At 38.6% G+C, this 17,134-nt stretch carries 11 protein-coding genes; 7 read left to right on the forward strand and 4 right to left on the reverse strand.

Annotated elements, in window-relative coordinates; translation table 11 throughout:
• Positions 1-152: 152 nt before the first annotated feature.
• The 5 genes from carA (at position 153) to METEV_RS07220 (ending at position 9,038) form a co-directional block, all read left to right on the forward strand.
• A complete protein-coding gene (gene carA / locus METEV_RS07200; protein ID WP_013194863.1) occupies positions 153-1,250 on the forward strand; it encodes a glutamine-hydrolyzing carbamoyl-phosphate synthase small subunit in 1,098 nt (365 codons plus the stop codon).
• A complete protein-coding gene (gene carB / locus METEV_RS07205; RefSeq protein WP_049891275.1) occupies positions 1,250-4,477 on the forward strand; it encodes a carbamoyl-phosphate synthase large subunit in 3,228 nt (1,075 codons plus the stop codon). Before carA ends, carB begins: the two co-directional genes overlap by 1 nt.
• Positions 4,478-4,483: 6 nt before the next feature.
• Positions 4,484-5,671 (forward strand): argininosuccinate synthase, encoded by a 1,188-nt coding sequence (locus tag METEV_RS07210; protein WP_013194865.1) that lies wholly within the window; start codon positions 4,484-4,486, stop codon positions 5,669-5,671.
• A gap of 77 nt (positions 5,672-5,748) precedes the next feature.
• The gene (locus tag METEV_RS07215) at positions 5,749-6,327 is read left to right on the forward strand and encodes a diacylglycerol/polyprenol kinase family protein (protein ID WP_013194866.1); all 579 of its coding nucleotides are present in this window, start codon (positions 5,749-5,751) and stop codon (positions 6,325-6,327) included.
• A 47-nt stretch (positions 6,328-6,374) separates the two neighbouring features.
• Entirely contained in the window at positions 6,375-9,038 is a 2,664-nt protein-coding gene (locus METEV_RS07220) for a cation-translocating P-type ATPase (RefSeq protein WP_013194867.1), read from the forward strand.
• 16 nt (positions 9,039-9,054) lie between these two features.
• On the opposite strand, the gene METEV_RS07225 is transcribed toward METEV_RS07220, so the two are convergent.
• From METEV_RS07225 to METEV_RS07235, 3 genes are read right to left on the reverse strand one after another with little or no spacing between them, the layout of a single operon-like run.
• Entirely contained in the window at positions 9,055-9,807 is a 753-nt protein-coding gene (locus METEV_RS07225; RefSeq protein WP_013194868.1) for a succinate dehydrogenase/fumarate reductase iron-sulfur subunit, read from the reverse strand.
• 13 nt (positions 9,808-9,820) lie between these two features.
• Positions 9,821-11,497, reverse strand: coding sequence for an FAD-dependent oxidoreductase (locus METEV_RS07230; protein WP_013194869.1), 1,677 nt, complete (start codon positions 11,495-11,497; stop codon positions 9,821-9,823).
• Positions 11,494-12,882, reverse strand: coding sequence for a class II fumarate hydratase (locus tag METEV_RS07235; protein ID WP_013194870.1), 1,389 nt, complete (start codon positions 12,880-12,882; stop codon positions 11,494-11,496). The genes METEV_RS07230 and METEV_RS07235 overlap by 4 nt, the downstream gene beginning before the upstream one ends.
• Before the next feature lie 201 nt (positions 12,883-13,083).
• Between METEV_RS07235 and METEV_RS07240 the strand changes: the two genes are divergently transcribed.
• Entirely contained in the window at positions 13,084-13,434 is a 351-nt protein-coding gene (locus METEV_RS07240; protein ID WP_013194871.1) for a cupin domain-containing protein, read from the forward strand.
• Positions 13,435-13,587: 153 nt separating this feature from the next.
• On the opposite strand, the gene METEV_RS07245 is transcribed toward METEV_RS07240, so the two are convergent.
• Positions 13,588-14,592 carry an RNA-guided endonuclease InsQ/TnpB family protein gene (locus METEV_RS07245; RefSeq protein WP_013194872.1) on the reverse strand — a complete coding sequence of 335 codons (1,005 nt, stop codon included), beginning with the start codon at positions 14,590-14,592 and terminating at the stop codon, positions 13,588-13,590.
• A 384-nt stretch (positions 14,593-14,976) separates the two neighbouring features.
• Between METEV_RS07245 and METEV_RS07250 the strand changes: the two genes are divergently transcribed.
• Positions 14,977-17,115 carry a PAS domain S-box protein gene (locus METEV_RS07250; RefSeq protein WP_013194873.1) on the forward strand — a complete coding sequence of 713 codons (2,139 nt, stop codon included), beginning with the start codon at positions 14,977-14,979 and terminating at the stop codon, positions 17,113-17,115.
• Positions 17,116-17,134: the final 19 nt, after the last annotated feature.

The following is a 17,134-nucleotide window of genomic DNA, read 5'->3' on the forward strand; positions in this document are numbered from 1 at the left end:
TTAGTTTAAAACCCCATGTTTACTTCTGGTTCAGTGAATTTTGTCAAGTATTCAATCAAATATATATTGTATGAAATAATACGGGTCTGGAAAATATATTTCCAGCACAATACTTATAACCTATTCTTTACATTTAATGGCAGGTTCTAATGATGGATGCAGTATTAGGATTAGAAGACGGTACAATCGTAAAAGGCACTGGAATCGGCAGTGAAGGTGCAGTCAGTGGTGAACTTGTTTTTACAACTCTTTACACCGGATATGAAGAAGCGATGACAGACCCTTCATATAAAGGTCAGATATTGATGTTCACCTATCCATTGATAGGCAACTATGGTGTAAGCGGTGAAAATTTCCAGTCAGATAATATACAAACCGATGGAATTGTTGTCAGAGAAGCATGTAGCAGTCCTTATCATTATAAATCTACAAGAAATTATAATCAACTGTTGCAGGATGAAGGAATACCGGGTATTGCAGGAGTAGATACCCGAATGCTTACCATAAAAACAAGAGAAACAGGTGCAATGCGTGCAGCACTTATAAACGGAAGCGATGACAGTGATGAAGCAGTAAATCTTGCACGTAAACAACCCTATATATCAGATGTGGATTTGATATCAAAAGTTACCTGCCAGGAACCATATCATATAAAAAGTGAAAAATCGGTTTTTGGTAAGTCGAAACATGCTGTTGTCATAGACCTTGGTCTGAAAAGAAATATCCTTTCAAGCCTTTTGTCTCGTGGTATCGATGTTACAGTTGTCCCTGCAAACACATCCACCTCAATGATTGAAGCCTATGAACCTGATTTTATTTTCCTTACCAACGGACCCGGTGACCCATTGCAAGCAAAAGGTGCAATATCAGCAGTTAATGAATTTGCTGGAAAACTTCCAATAATCGGAATCTGTTTTGGAAATCAGATAATATCTCTTGCTCTTGGTGCAGAAACCTATAAACTTAAATTCGGACACAGAGGAGCTAACCAGCCGGTAAAAGACCTTGAAACCGGTAAAGTGTATATCACATCACAAAATCATGGTTTTGCAGTAGATGGACAGTCTCTTGATACCACTGACCTTTCTGTCACACAGATTAATGCCAATGATAATACTGTTGAAGGAGTGGCTCATGAATATCTTGATATATACAGTGTCCAGTATCATCCAGAGGCAAATCCGGGTCCATGGGATACTGAAAAACTGTTTTTTGACAGGGTTGTTAAGACCATTGGAGGTGATCTATGATGCCGAAACAGGACGACATCAAAAAAGTTTTACTTATAGGTTCAGGTCCAATCACCATAGGTCAAGCGGCTGAATTTGATTTCTCCGGAAGCCAGGCTTGTAGGGCTTTAAGAGAAGAAGGTATTGAAGTTGTGCTTGTAAACTCAAACCCCGCCACTATAATGACAGACCCAGAAATGGCGGATTCAGTCTACATTGAACCACTTGAACCCAGAGTTGTAGAAAAAATCATAGAAAGGGAACGTCCTGACGGCATCATAGCAGGTCTTGGAGGACAAACCGGGTTAAATGTTACAAGTGAATTATCCGATCTTGGTGCACTTGAAAAATACAATGTCAAACTTCTGGGAACTCCTCTTGATGCGATAACCAATACTGAAGACAGAGAACTTTTTAAAGAGAAAATGGGAGATATTGGTGAAAAAGTTCCACAGAGTAAAGCAATTTCTTCCCTAAAAGAAGCAGAAGAAATGATTGATGAGCTTGGACTGCCGCTGATTGTCAGACCTGCATATACTCTGGGTGGTGCAGGCGGTGGTATCGCCCACACCAAGGAACAGCTTTTTGAAATCGTAGAAAGGGGGCTTAGAAGGAGTCGAATCCATCAGGTACTGGTTGAAGAAAGCGTACTGGGATGGAAGGAATTTGAATACGAGGTTATGCGCGATTCAAACGATACCTGTGTTATTATCTGTAACATGGAAAACTTTGACCCTATGGGTATTCATACAGGCGAATCCATTGTGGTAACGCCGTCCCAGACACTTAGTGATGAAGAACATCAGATGCTTCGTTCTTCAGCGATAAATATTATCCGGTCTTTCGGAATTGAAGGTGGCTGTAACATCCAGTTTGCAGTTAAAGATGGAGACTACAGGGTAGTTGAAGTCAACCCCCGTGTATCACGTTCTTCTGCACTCGCATCCAAAGCAACTGGTTATCCCATTGCAAGAGTTACTGCAAAAATCGCTATTGGAATGACACTTGATGAAATACCAAACGATGTAACCAAAAAGACACCTGCTTCCTTTGAACCGACTATTGATTATGTTGTCACAAAGATACCAAGATGGCCTTTTGATAAATTTGTTACAGCAGATAAAACCCTTTCAACATCCATGAAGAGTACCGGTGAAGTAATGGCTATAGGTAGAACGATTGAAGAATCAATGTTGAAAGCGATTCGCTCCCTTGATATAGACATTCAGACTGGGGTTACATGGGACGAAAATGAAATTATTACTCTTCTAAGAACCCCCACAAGCAACCGATTGTTTGTCATTTTCCAGGCTTTAAGGAACGGATTTACAGTAGAAGCCATCAATCAATTCACAGGTGTTAGCACTTTCTTCCTCTGGAAAATCAAAAACATTGTAGATATGGAAAAATCGCTACAGGAATATGCAGAATCAAGTGAAGTCCCTCTGAATTATCTATGTGATTCAAAGCGTTTGGGAATTACTGATTCACGGATTGCAGAATTGACAGACAAAACAGAAGAAGAAATCGGAGATACCAGAAGAGATAATCAAATTAAGACCACCTATAAGATGGTGGATACCTGTGCTGCTGAATTTGCCGCTGTAACACCCTATTATTATTCATCCTATGAAACCATGTGTGAATCTGAACCCACCGATAACAAAAAGATACTGATACTTGGTTCGGGTCCCATCCGTATTGGTCAGGGTATTGAATTTGATTACTGTACAGTACATGCGGTATCTGCTATCAGTGAAGAAAACATCGAATCACATATAATCAATAACAATCCTGAAACAGTGTCAACAGATTATGATACCTCAGATAAACTGTTCTTTGAACCTCTGACACTGGAAGATGTGATGAATGTTATAGAAAAAGAACAACCTGACGGTGTACTGGTTCAGTTTGGTGGTCAGACATCCGTTAACCTTTCCCTACCACTGCAACATGAACTTGAACGCAGGAATGATTTAAAAACTAAAATTTTTGGAACCTCTCCTGATAAAATCGATACTGCAGAAGACAGAGACAAATTTTATGCCCTTATGAAAGAACTCGGTATCAATCAGCCAGATGGTAGATATGCCCTGTCACAGGGAGAAGCGATAAATTTTGCTACAGAAATCGGTTATCCTGTCCTTGTAAGACCTTCATATGTGCTCGGTGGAAGAGCGATGGAGATTGTATACGATGAAGAAGAATTAAAAAGGTATCTCAGGGAATCTGTCTGTGTTTCAAAGGATAATCCGATTTTAATCGATGACTTCCTTGAAGGAGCGGTTGAAATCGATGTGGATGCTGTATGTGATGGTGAAAACGTTCTCATTGGTGCGATAATGGAGCATATTGAAGAAGCAGGGGTGCATTCAGGAGATTCTGCATGTGTTATACCACCACAGAGTCTTACTGAAGAAACAATGGAAATCGTCCGTGACTATACCCGCAAAATAGCACTGTCACTTGATGTCAAAGGACTGATTAACATACAGATGGCAAAAAGAGACGGTGAAGTCTATGTCCTTGAAGCAAATCCGCGTTCCAGTCGAACAATACCGTTTGTATCAAAAGCTGTAGGTATACCACTTGCAAAAATAGCGGCACAGGTCATAATGGGTCATAAACTGAAAGACCTCGGGTATGCACTGGACAGGGAACCAGATGTAAAACATGTTTCAGTTAAAGAAGTTGTCCTGCCGTTTGATAAACTGCCAGGTGTCGACCCTGTTCTTGGTCCTGAAATGAAGAGTACTGGTGAAGTTATGGGTGTGGACTACAATTTTGGACGTGCCTTCTTCAAAGCCCAGTTGAGTGCAGACAATCTATTACCCCAGACTGGAAAAGTATTCCTATCAATCCGAGATGAGGATAAAGAAAAGATTGTAAACGTTGCTCGTAAGATGCAGGACGCAGGTATCGAACTCATGGGTACTCACGGAACTGCCAGTTATCTGGCAGAACATGGAATAATTGTAGAATCCGTCAAGAAAGTGCATGATGGAAGTCCAAACGTGATTGACATGATGAGAAGAGATGAAGTATCTCTTATCATTAACACACCTACAAGTAAACAATCCAGAAAAGACGGTTATCAAATACGCAGAGCAGCGGTTGATTTCAAAGTGCCCTATATAACAACCATCCAGGCAGCTATTGCTGCAGCAGAAGCTATCGAAGCTATGAAGAACAATGACATTACTATAAAGTCGATTAATGAATACCATGAAGAGGTAACACAGGGTTGATTTAATATGCCAGAGCCAAAAAAAGTAGTTTTAGCGTATTCAGGAGGACTTGATACATCAGTATGTATCCCTCTTTTAAAAGAAGAATACGGCTATGATGAAGTTATAACAGTTGCAGTAAATGTTGGACAGCCCGAAGAAGAGATTAAAGAAGCAGATGAAAAGGCTGAAAAAATCAGTGACAAACATTACACAATCGATGCCAGAAAAGAGTTTGTCAATGACTATATCTTCCCGCTTATCAAAGCAAACGGTGATTATGAAGGATATGTAATGGGCACATCTGTTGCACGTCCATTGATTGCCAAAAAAGTGGTGGAAGTTGCTGAAAAAGAAAAAGCGAGTGCACTTTCTCATGGATGCACCGGCAAAGGCAATGACCAGCTCCGCTTTGAAGCGGTTTTCAGGCTAACCGACCTTGAAGTGATAGCTCCTATGCGGGATATGAACCTCACCCGCGAGTGGGAAATTGAATACGCAAAAAAACATGGGATACCAGTCTCTGTTACCACAGGTGAACCGTGGAGCATAGATGAAAACATATGGAGCCGGAGTATAGAAGGAGGAGAACTTGAAGACCCTGCATGTGCTCCTCCACAGGAAATCTACAGCTGGACAGTATCACCGGATGATGCTCCTGAAGCACAGGCGATGGTGATCGGATTCGATAATGGTGTCCCTGTGTCCCTTGACGGAAAAGAGATGGATGGAGTTGAACTCATACAGCAACTAAACAATATCGCTGGCTCACACGGTATAGGCAGGACTGACATGATAGAAGACCGGGTTCTTGGTTTAAAAGCCAGAGAAAATTATGAACACCCTGCAGCAACCGTACTTCTGACCGCTCATCAGGATCTGGAAAAACTGGTACTTACCCGTTCAGAAATCAGGTTCAAGGCTGATGTTGATGCCCAGTGGTCAGAACTTGCATATTACGGCCTTGTTGATGAGCCTTTATATACAGACCTTAATGAATTCATTAATAAGACACAGGAACGTGTTACAGGAAAAGTAACAGTAAAACTGCACAAAGGCAATGTCAGTGTACTGGCTCGAAGTTCACCATATGCATTGTATTCAGAAGAGTTTGTATCCTTTGACAGCAAAACCATAAATCAGAAGGATGCTGAAGGGTTTGCTAAATATTACGGATTCCAGTCCCGCCTGTACAAAAAATTTGTAGAGAAATAATTCAATCTACTTCTCCTTTCTTATTTTTGTATCATTACTATTTTTATAAGGTTAAATCATATTTTATCCCGAATCCAATGGTTCAAAGAAAACTTTTTAAGGAATACTTGAGAAAAATTTTTCATCTGATATCTGTTCTTATTATTGTTATTTATGCATTTCTTGGTAAACAGATAGTTCTTATACTTCTGTTTGTATCTCTAATTTTTTTTCTTGTACTTGAATACATCCGTCTTGAAAGGTCCATAAAACTTCCAATGCTGCATGTTTTATATCGTACCAGCGAAAAAAATCAACTTGGAGGGCATGTATTTCTTACCATTGGTGCTATTATATCCATTGCGATGTTTAGTAAACAAATCGCTTTTGCCTGTATTCTTATGACAACTCTGGGTGATTTATTTGCGGCTATTGTAGGCAAAACATTTGGAAATACAAAACTTGCATATAATGATAAATCACTGGAAGGAAGTGCTTCCGAATTTGTAGTTGACCTGGCAATAGGGTTTGTTTTTACCGGTAACTGGATAATAGCTGTGGGAATGGCATTTGTTGCTACTGTTGTTGAGACTACCGTGGTAAAGATAGATGATAATTTAATGATTCCATTGATTTCAGGTATAACCGGTGAAATTTTGTTATATTTAATTTTTTAACCGGTGGATAAAAACTTATTAGTATCTACAAATCGATGTTATTTTTTATGAGTGGGGGGACTAAATGGTATCAGTTAGATTATGCTGATGTATTTGAAAAACTGAAGAGCAGTAGAGACGGTCTTGAACAGTCGGAGGCAGAAAAAAGACTTTCTACTGACGGGTACAATGAAGTAGAAGCAAAAAAAGAACATAGTGAGATTTACAAGTTTTTGAAGCAGTTCGCCAGCCCATTGATATATATCCTTATGGCTGCTGCAATAATTACTTTTTTCCTTGAAAAATACATTGATACCGCTGTTATACTAAGTGTTGTTATTGCAAATTCCATTATTGGCTACATTCAGGAGAGTAAAGCTGAACATGCTCTTGAATCATTGTCCAAAATGCTTGTACCTGAAGCTACCGTAATAAGAGACGGTCAGAGAAAGGTAATTCCCAGTAAAGAACTTGTAGTGGGAGATGTAGTCATATTGGAATCAGGTAGCAGAATACCTGCCGATATTAGACTTTTTTATGTAAAAAACCTGAGAGTTGATGAATCACCTCTAACCGGTGAATCCGTACCTGTTGAAAAAAAGACCAGAGCAATTGATGAAGACAGCATTCCGCTTGGCGACCAGATAAATCTGTCATTTGCAGGGACGTTTGTAAGCGAGGGTCTTGGACGTGGTGTAGTAATAGCCACTGGCGAAGATACTGAAATCGGAAAAATATCCCAATCTATAAGAGAGAGTGAAGAAATCTCAACACCCCTTGTCCGAAAAATAGCAAGGTTTGGAGTTTTTCTTTCAGTTGCCATTCTTGCAATATCTGTATTTGTCTTTTTTATAGGATTATTGCGGGGTTTTGACGCAGTTGAGACGTTTCTTGCGGCAGTCAGTCTTGCAGTCGCTGCAATACCAGAAGGTCTGCCTGCTACCATTACTATTTCTTTTGCCATCGGTATTAAAGCAATGGCATCGCGTAATTCCATTATCCGAAGCCTTCCTGCTGTAGAAACACTGGGTTCGGCTACTGTAATATGTTCGGATAAAACAGGAACATTAACCAAGAACCAGATGACTGTTACAGAAATTTATACCGCTACAGGTACAACCTACAATGTTACTGGCTCAGGGTATTCATCAAAAGGAAATTTCATTCTGGACAATGAAACCATTGATCCAAAAAATGATCCGGTGTTGCTGGAAACTCTGAAAGCCGGTTATTTGTGCAATGATGCGTCATTTAAAGATGGAGATGTGGTTGGTGATCCTACAGAGGGGGCTTTAATGGTATCCGCTCTCAAAGCCGGTAAGTTCTACATTCCAAGATTGGATATTATACCATTCGAATCGGAAAAACGCATCATGGCTACTCTAAATGAGGATTCAGAAGGAAATAAGATAATCTATGTAAAAGGGTCACCTGAAAAAATAATGGAACTGTCACAGCACAAATTCGATGGTGAAAACGAGATTGATATTGATGTCAATGCACTGTCCGAGATTAAAAAGAGCTCAGAGGAAATGGCTACCCAGGGACTTCGTGTCATTGGAATGGCATATATGAAAGTAGAAAATGATAGGGAGAGAATCGATTATTCAGACCTTGATAATCTGGTATTCCTCGGATTGCAGGGTATCATAGACCCACCCAGAGAAGAAGTTAAAGAATCAATCAATAAATGCAAAACTGCTGGTATCCGGGTTATCATGATTACCGGAGACCATACATTAACCGCCCACTCAATAGCCCGTCAACTCGGAATCGAAACAGAAAAAGCAGTTGCCGGCAGTAATATTGATGATATGACCGATGAACAGTTAAAAGATACACTTAAAAGTGTTTCTGTTTTTGCCAGAACATCTCCAGAGCACAAATCACGAATTGTAAAGCTTCTTAAATCCGAAGGAGATATTGTAGCGGTAACTGGCGACGGCATAAATGACGCTCCAGCCCTGAAAAATGCAGATATCGGCATATCTATGGGTGCATCAGGTACAGAGGTTGCACGTGAAGCTTCTGACATGGTTCTTGTGGATGACAACTTTGCTTCTATAGTAGCAGCGGTCGAAGAAGGACGTGATGTATACAACAAAATCCAGAAACTGATTATATGGATGCTACCTACCAATGGAGGTCAGGCTCTTACTGTTGTATCGGCTATTATTCTTGGTATCACTCTACCGTTACTTCCGCTGCACATACTCTGGATTAACACTATAACTACTATCGGACTCGGTGTAACAATATCTGCTGAACCCCGAGCAAAAGGTCTGCTGGATAATCCTCCACGACCTACAGAGGAACCTCTTTTAACACAATTCATAAAAAAAAGAATTGGGTTTGTGTCTATACTGATGGTTTCTGCTGCATTCTTCCTGTTTACTCTGGAGATGTTTTCCAGTAATGAATTACCTGCAGCGCGAACTACAGCACTAAACACTATTGTATTTATCCAGATATCCTATCTGTTCAATATCAAATCCCTTCATGGTTATGTATTTGATGAGCTGTTTTCCAACAAATATATGCTTATCGGAATAGGGGGTGTTATCGGACTTCAGATGCTGTTAACTTATCACCCGTTCATGAACCTGATATTTGATACTGCACCTATTGGATTGTACAACTGGTCGTGGATTATAACAGTAGCAATTGTTGTATTCTTTATCATAGAATTGGAAAAGTATGTTTATAGGTGGATAGAAAAAAGAAATACTTGACAAAATCTATAATTTTTTATTTTTCAGATATTTGTCTGCGCATTTGTTTAATTGCTTTGGTTGGTGGTACTTTTTTGGGACAAACTGCGACACATTTATAGACCAAATCACAACCCCATACACCTGATAAAGAATCGACGATATTATACCGTTGAAGCTTGCTTTTTTCTGAATCCCTCGGATCTAACTGAAATCTCCATGCTCTGGCAAGCCCTGCAGGACTTAAATATTTATCATCTCTTGCTGCAGCCGGACATATACCATGACATACCGCACACAGGATACAGTTGGTATATTTTTCCAATTTTTTCTGGGTTGCTGGCTCTATTAGGTGTTGGTCATCATAATTTTCCTCTGCCGTTATCCATGGTTGCACTGAATCCACAAGGCTGTAGAAATGTTCCATATCAACAACGAGGTCTCGTATTACCCCGAGATTGGGTAACGGTTCTATCAATATCCTATCATTTGATTCTTTACTGAATTGCGGAGAGGTGAGAATCTGGTCGGATTTCAGACTGGATATATCCTCTTTTTTTACATCCCCTACCAGTTTTTTGCAGGCAAGTCGAGGCACTTTATTTATAAGCATGGCACAACTACCACATACCGCACCCCTGCAGGCAAACCTAAAACAAAGACTTCCATCCTGTTTTTCCTGTATTTCAAATAATGCTTCCAAAACATTCATTCCGGGTTTTTCATCCACCTGGAATGTATCATACCAGATTTTATCATCTTCCTGACGTTTGATGTTTAAAGTAACCATATTGTACTCCGATTTAATACTCCCTCTTTTCTGAATAGAAACTTGTTATTGTTACATCCCTGTATTCCAATCTGGGACCTTGGGGAGTGTAGTAAGCAATCGTATGTTTTGTCCAGTTGTTATCGTCCCTTTCAGTAAAATCAGTACGGTAATGAGCTCCTCTGCTCTCCTGTCTTGCCAGTGCTCCTGTAGCTATAACATGTGCGATATCGACCATTCCTTTCAGTTCAATTGCATCCAAAAGTTCCAAATTGAAAGATTTAGCTCTGCTTTTTACTTTGATTTTTTGAGCCCTGTATTTCAGATTTTTAATGTCTTCTATTGCATGTTCAAGGTTTTCATGATTTCTGAATACACCCACCTTTTCCTGCATAATATTCTTTAATTCATTTCTGACAGTAGCAAAATCTTCACCGGATTCACCAAACAAATCTGAGAGGAAATGTTTCTCATTTTCAAGTTCCTTCATAAGATTTTCATCTTGGGGTATATCTCTATCCTGTATCGATTCTGCAGCATGTTGACCTGCTCTTTTACCAAAAACAAGGGTGTCAAGGAGGGAATTACCACCAAGCCTATTTGCACCGTGAACACTTATACAGGCACATTCACCCACAGCATACAATCCATCTATAGGTGTTTTTCCGTTTATACTCGATAAAATACCTCCCATAGAATAATGCTGACCGGGCTGTACAGGAATCGGTTCTTTTATGGGGTCTACTCCTGCAAAATCCATTGAAATTTCACGTATACCGCTCAATCTCTCCTTTATTAACTGCGGGTCAAGATGTGTGATATCAAGATGAACGTACTCGTTAGAGATGCCTCTTCCTTCATTGATTTCAGTCTGTATGGCTCTTGCTACTATATCTCTTGGCGCCAGTTCTATAGATTCTGGAGCATAGGATTTCATAAAACGTTGATGGTTTTTATTGTAAAGATACCCACCTTCTCCCCGAACACCTTCAGTAATCAGTATATTGGAATCCCATAATGTTGTGGGATGGAACTGTACAAATTCCATATCCTGTAGAGGCACACCTGCTCTGTAAGCCAGACCTATACCAAAACCCCTGTTGATAATAGAATTTGTAGAGCGTTTGTAGATTCGTCCATATCCACCTGTAGCAATAACTGTTATTTTTACCTTAAACACATCAGGTTCCGAATTGAATATATTGATTGCTACAAATCCGGTACATCTACCACCATCTGTAACCAGTCTGGTAACCATCCACTCAGGATGAACTTTGATTCCTGCTTTTAGAACCTGTTCTTGTAAAGTATACAGTAGATTATGTCCGGTCTTATCCCCAGCATAGCATGTTCTTGGAAAACCTGCCCCTCCAAACGGTCTCTGGGCTATTTTGCCATCCTGAGTTCTTGAGAAAGATGTTCCCCAGTTATCCATCTCAAGTACTATCTCAGTAGCTTCTTTACATAATATTTCCACTGCATCCTGATCAGCAAGATAGTCGCTGCCTTTTACTGTATCCCATGCATGAGCTTCCCAGCTATCATCATCACCCAGAGAAGCATTGATACCTCCCTGTGCAGCCACTGAATGACTACGTATAGGTGGGACTTTTGATATTATAGCTACATCAGCACCCTTTTTATGTGCCTCAAGTGCCGCCCTGAGTCCTGAAAGTCCTCCGCCAATAACAATAACATCATGATATATCATGTTCCTGCCCCTGTCATTTTAATAAGGTCAAGTAGTTCATCCACCTCACTTTCAACAAGCAAATCCTTTTCAAGTATAACCTGTCGTACTGTTTTACCCTCGTTGTAAGCCTGATAGGCTACCTCTGCAGCTTTTTCATATCCAATTTTAGGAGCCAGTGCAGTTGCAAGTGACAAACTGGATTCAGCCAGATTTTCACAATGCTTTATGTTTGCAGTGATTCCTTTTAAGCACCGGTTGTTAAATGATTCAAGGCCACCAGACATTATCTGTATGGAATCGAGCAGGTTATGTGCTAAAACTGGTGTAAAAACATTCAAATCCATTTGCCCAGACCGGGATGCCATCATTATCGCAGTATCATTTCCCATAACCTGATAACAGACCATGTTAAGCATTTCAGCCATTACAGGATTGACCTTTCCGGGCATTATAGATGAACCCGGTTGTACCGCTGGAAGTTGAATTTCACCCAAAGCTGTTCTGGGACCACTGGAAAAAAGTCTAAAATCATCTGCTATTTTTATAAGGCTAACAGCAAGTCCACGAAGAACTGAAGATAGTTCAAGGATGGATTCTGCACTCTGGGTGGCTTCAAAATAATTATCAGCCAATTTGAAATCAAGACCTGTAATACGATTTACTTCTTCTACTGCAATATATCCAAAACCTTCAGGTGCGTTTAATCCTGTACCCACAGCAGTACCACCCATGTTCAATTCTGCCAGTCTGTCTATTGAGTTATATAAACGTTCAATACCCATCTCCAGCATTCTGGTATAACCGCTAAATTCCTGACCCAGTGTAATGGGAACTGCATCTTGAAGATGCGTTCTTCCGGGCTTTACAACATTATTGAATTCAGCGGATTTTGTTTTAAAATCATTATAGAGTTGTTTAAGGATTGGTATCAACCTGCTGTTAAGAGATTCCATTGCTGCTATATGGATGGCTGTATGTGTTGTATCATTGGATGATTGGGACATATTTACATGGTCATTGGGATGAATTATATCGTATCTTCCTTTTTCATAGCCCAATATCTCCAGTGCACGGTTTGCGATAACCTCATTTGCATTCATATTCTGAGATGTCCCTGCACCCGATTGGAATGCATCCACTACAAATTGGTCATTAAATTTCCCATCCCTTACCTCAGATGCTGCAGAAATAATCGTATTTCCTATCTCTGGATTTAATTTGCCCGTTCTGATATTGGATTTTGCAGACGCCCATTTAATTACAGCCTGAGCCCTGATAAATTCAACAGGCAATTGATGGTTACTTATTTTGAAATTGATTACAGCACGTGCAGTCTGTGGTCCATAATAGACATCATCAGGTACTTCAACATCCCCCAGTGTATCACGTTCTATATGTACCATGAAACGCCCAAACCCCCTTGTAACAATATCTATTTAGTCGTTAGATTACTATATATTTGCTGTCTACTCATAATATACTGTTATAAATGTATAAAAGTGTTTTAAGATTTACAACTATAGTTATGAAGAGTAACGTATACAAACAATTATTATAAAGAGTCTGCATTAAATAAATGATATCATAAATAAGGGAGTGTTTCTATGCAAAAGTTTTCATTAAATGATTATATGGTAGAGCCAGAAGGAAAAATTGCAAAGCGTGTAATTTACAATGATAAGAATACACTGGCTTTCTTATTAAATATAGCATCTGGTCAGTCACTGCCCAACCATACCCATTTTGATTGTACTGTACTTTTACAGGTAATTAAAGGCGAAGCAGTGGTTAATGTTGACGGTGAGCCAGTATCTATGAATGAAAGTGAGTTGTTACAAATAGATGGGTCTGAGGAAATGTCTGTTGATAATACAGGACAAAATGTACTTATTCTATATGTAACAATATCTCCACAACCACCATCAGAAAACTATTTGGTCGATGCTGACTTATAAACTACCTTTGAGTTTTTCTCTGATATAGTTTAATTTTTTGCAAAATTAGTTGCACAATCTGGATTTTTTAAAAGACAGTGTTTTCTATAGTGTTTTAAACCCAAATGACGTACACCCACGGATAAATCCGTTGGGTTCTGTGGTCGGTGGGCGTCACACCGTTGCCACTTGCGGGGCACCAGTACTCCCGTACGATGCATCTCTGTCTGCACCGCATTGACCACCGAAACGCATAGCTATATTGAACGCCGCGTTTGCGTCCGCATGATCAACGTGCCCACAATGAGGACACTTGAACAATTCACCGTTTCTAATATCCAGATAACCGTACCTACTGCAATCCTGCGAGGTATACTCAGGATCTACAAATTCAATTTTAACTCCAAGCAGCCTGGCTTTGTATTCCAACATAAATTGTAGTTGATAGAATGACCAGCTGTGCAGGGAGTATTTGAACGATTTTTTACATTTTGCAGAATCCCTTATACCTTTCAGGTTCTCCATCCTGATACCACAGTTATTGGCAGCAGCGGTTTCCACTATCCTGGAACTGATTTTTTGGTTCAGATCCCTGACAATCCTTGACTCTCTGTCATTGACCTGTTTAACCTTCTTATATTTCCCTTTGACCTGTAGTTTCCTACGGTCGTTTTTATATTTCAGATGTATATGCTGTGCTTTTTTACCCAGTTTCCAGATTTTACCAGTCTTTGGATTTGACATCACAGCTATATGTCCGGTTGTATTCAAATCGACACCCAGATAATTCTCCGGTTCTATTTGCTCTCTCTCATGTACGGTCACCGACACATAAACGTATTTTTCACCGACTTCAATCTGGTTGATTTTTTCAAAATTATCAGGGAAATGGTATTTCAGTTTCAACTTCAAAGGTACTATCCTTATCTTTCTTTCGTTTCTTCTAAGTTCGATTTTTTGGTTAGGTATTGTCAGTTTAACACTGGTTACCTTTTTAGCGGATTTGTCTTTAGCATATTTCTTGAGAATCTGATTTGAAATAGCCGATTTCAATCCGATATGCTTGACATCTTTAGACGAACGAGTACGATATTTGATACCATATTCGGCTACTTGCTTAGCTTTTGCAAGTTCTTCAGAGAAACCCCGATTATGTTTGATTTTATAAGTCAGTATCAAATATCATCGCCTCTTTAGAAAAATATGAGCCAATACACTAAAAAATTATGGGTGAAAAATCAATGACCAACGGGGTTGTTTCATCCAACGGTTAGAAAACGTTGGCTTTCACTTACCCCTGTTACCCCATCTTCGTAACCTTAAATAGAAAATACCATAAAAAGAGGGGATGGGGTTTATTATATGTTTAAAGGATAAATCATGTGGATATATTGGGATTTAAAGTCTGGCAAAAATATAAAGTAGATATTTTGTTATTAAAACATATCACTTAAATGCAACCAAACCAATAGCCCAAATTAACTAACATCATAAACGTAATGCAGGTTTTTTAAGGAGGATTTTGAAATATCTTACAATATGTTATATTCAATATATGAATCAATGAGTGAAGGGGTTTGTATTTTTGAAATCATCTATGACAGTAATGGCTATCCAACAGACTACATGATAATAGATTCTAATTCGGCATACGAATCAATTATTGGTTATAGAAAAGAAGATTTAGCAGGTAGTAAAGCTTCAGACATTTTTGGCACCGAATATATACCACACCTTTATACATATGCAAAAATAGCTGAAACCGGCAAACAAACTAATTTTGAAACCTATTGTCCATATATTGGTAAACATTATCGTGTTTCTATAATATCCCCTGAAAAAGGAAAGTTCATCACCATATTAACCGATATCACAGGCCAGAATGAAATAGATGATGAACTTAAAGCAGTCTATGAAAACGTACCAGTAGTTATAATGCTGGTCGATTCTGACAGAAGAATTCTGAAACTAAATAAAAACGCGGAGTTATTTGCCGGTTCATCTGCTAAAAATCTGAAAGGTTTAAGAGGCGGAGATGCTCTGGGATGTCTACATTCACTGGATGACCCTGAAGGCTGTGGATTCGGACCGCATTGTAAAAATTGTAAAGTAAGAAATACAGTCCTTGATACATTTAATACTGGTACAAATTATAATAATGTAGAGGTAAATTTACCTTTTATAGTAAATGGTTATGAAAAACATCTGACCCTCCTTTTGTCAACTTCATTTATCAATACAGATAACCAGCCAAAAGTCCTTGTAAGTATTCAGGATATTACTGATAAGAAAACGTTAGAAAAAAACATCTGTGAAAAAGACAGCCTTCTAAAAGACATAACAGAAAACATATGGGATATGGTCTGTCTTGCAGATAAAAATTGTAATTTCGTATATGTCTCACCATCACATGAACATCATCTTGGATATCATTTTGAGGATTTAGTTGATAAAAATATATTTGAATTCATCCACCCTGATGATTTGAAACATATAGAAAAACTGTACTTTGAATTTTTACAGACATTAAACCCTATAAGGTCAGAATGCAGGTTCCGCCACTCAAAAGGTCATTATGTCTGGTTAGAGACAAGTGTCAATGTTGTTTATGACGATTACGGTGATATCAAATATTTTGTTTTTAATAGTCGCGATATAACCGAACGCAAAGAGACCGAAGAGAAATTAAAATATAAAGAAGAAATATTAGAACTTGCATTAAATAGTACTTCTTTAGCTGTTTGGGACTGTGATATAAAGAAAGGAGAGTTGTATTTCAGTGAACAGTTTTCTAAGCTCTTAGACTGTGGCAATAAAGAATTGGTACTTGATACACAGACATGGTGGAATCTAATACATCCTGATGATGTAAATCGTGTATCAAAAGCGTTAAATGATTATTACGCTGGGAGAACAACTGTTTTCGAAAGTGAATACCGTATTAAGGATAACTCTGGAAAATGGTTATGGTTACTTGACAAAGGAAAAATAACTAAAAGAGATAATTCTGGAAATTCAGAAAGATTGACAGGCGTCATTTTAGATATAACAGATAAAGTCGAAAGAGAAGAAAAAATTCGAGAATATGCAAACAAAATTAAAGAATCAAAAATCACAAGAGAAAAAGAACTCCACCACAGGATTAAAAATAACCTTCAGGTGATTTCCAGTTTGCTCAATCTTCAATCAGAAAAATTTGAAGATGAAGATGTGGTTGAAGCATTTAAAGATACACAAAACCGTGTTATATCAATGTCTTTCGTGCATCAGAAACTGTATCAGACAAATAATTTAGACAACCTAAATTCAAAAGATTATATTAAAGAGCTTGTAAGTTATCTGACAAACCTGTATAATAAGAACAACATTGACCTAAATATAGATGTCCAGAATTGCTATTTTGGAATCGATATTATCATACCGCTCGGGATGCTGATTAATGAACTTGTTTCCAATTCTTTAAAATATGCTTTCCCTGAAGGTGAATCTGGCAAAGTGGATATTCAACTCTATAAAAATTACAAAGAATGTTATACACTAATTATAGCCGATAATGGTAGGGGTATACCTGAAAATATTGATATTAGAGATGCAGAAACTCTTGGTTTTCAGCTTGTGAGCAGTTTAGTGAATCAGGTTAATGGTGATTTTGAAATATATTCAGGTAATGGTACAATGTTTATTATAGAATTCAGCGGTTGATTGATTATTACATTGGTTT

Origin of the sequence: Methanohalobium evestigatum Z-7303 (assembly GCF_000196655.1) — an archaeon.
Lineage (GTDB): Archaea > Halobacteriota > Methanosarcinia > Methanosarcinales > Methanosarcinaceae > Methanohalobium > Methanohalobium evestigatum.

Excerpts from the sequence above, each read along its gene's own strand:
- carA (WP_013194863.1), top strand. The coding sequence starts at position 153 with ATGGATGCAGTATTAGGATTAGAAGACGGTACAATCGTAAAAGGCACT.
- carB (WP_049891275.1), top strand. The coding sequence starts at position 1,250 with ATGCCGAAACAGGACGACATCAAAAAAGTTTTACTTATAGGTTCAGGT.
- METEV_RS07210 (WP_013194865.1), top strand. The coding sequence starts at position 4,484 with ATGCCAGAGCCAAAAAAAGTAGTTTTAGCGTATTCAGGAGGACTTGAT.
- METEV_RS07215 (WP_013194866.1), top strand. The coding sequence starts at position 5,749 with ATGGTTCAAAGAAAACTTTTTAAGGAATACTTGAGAAAAATTTTTCAT.
- METEV_RS07220 (WP_013194867.1), top strand. The coding sequence starts at position 6,375 with ATGAGTGGGGGGACTAAATGGTATCAGTTAGATTATGCTGATGTATTT.
- METEV_RS07225 (WP_013194868.1), bottom strand. The coding sequence starts at position 9,807 with ATGGTTACTTTAAACATCAAACGTCAGGAAGATGATAAAATCTGGTAT.
- METEV_RS07230 (WP_013194869.1), bottom strand. The coding sequence starts at position 11,497 with ATGATATATCATGATGTTATTGTTATTGGCGGAGGACTTTCAGGACTC.
- METEV_RS07235 (WP_013194870.1), bottom strand. The coding sequence starts at position 12,882 with ATGGTACATATAGAACGTGATACACTGGGGGATGTTGAAGTACCTGAT.
- METEV_RS07240 (WP_013194871.1), top strand. The coding sequence starts at position 13,084 with ATGCAAAAGTTTTCATTAAATGATTATATGGTAGAGCCAGAAGGAAAA.
- METEV_RS07250 (WP_013194873.1), top strand. The coding sequence starts at position 14,977 with ATGAGTGAAGGGGTTTGTATTTTTGAAATCATCTATGACAGTAATGGC.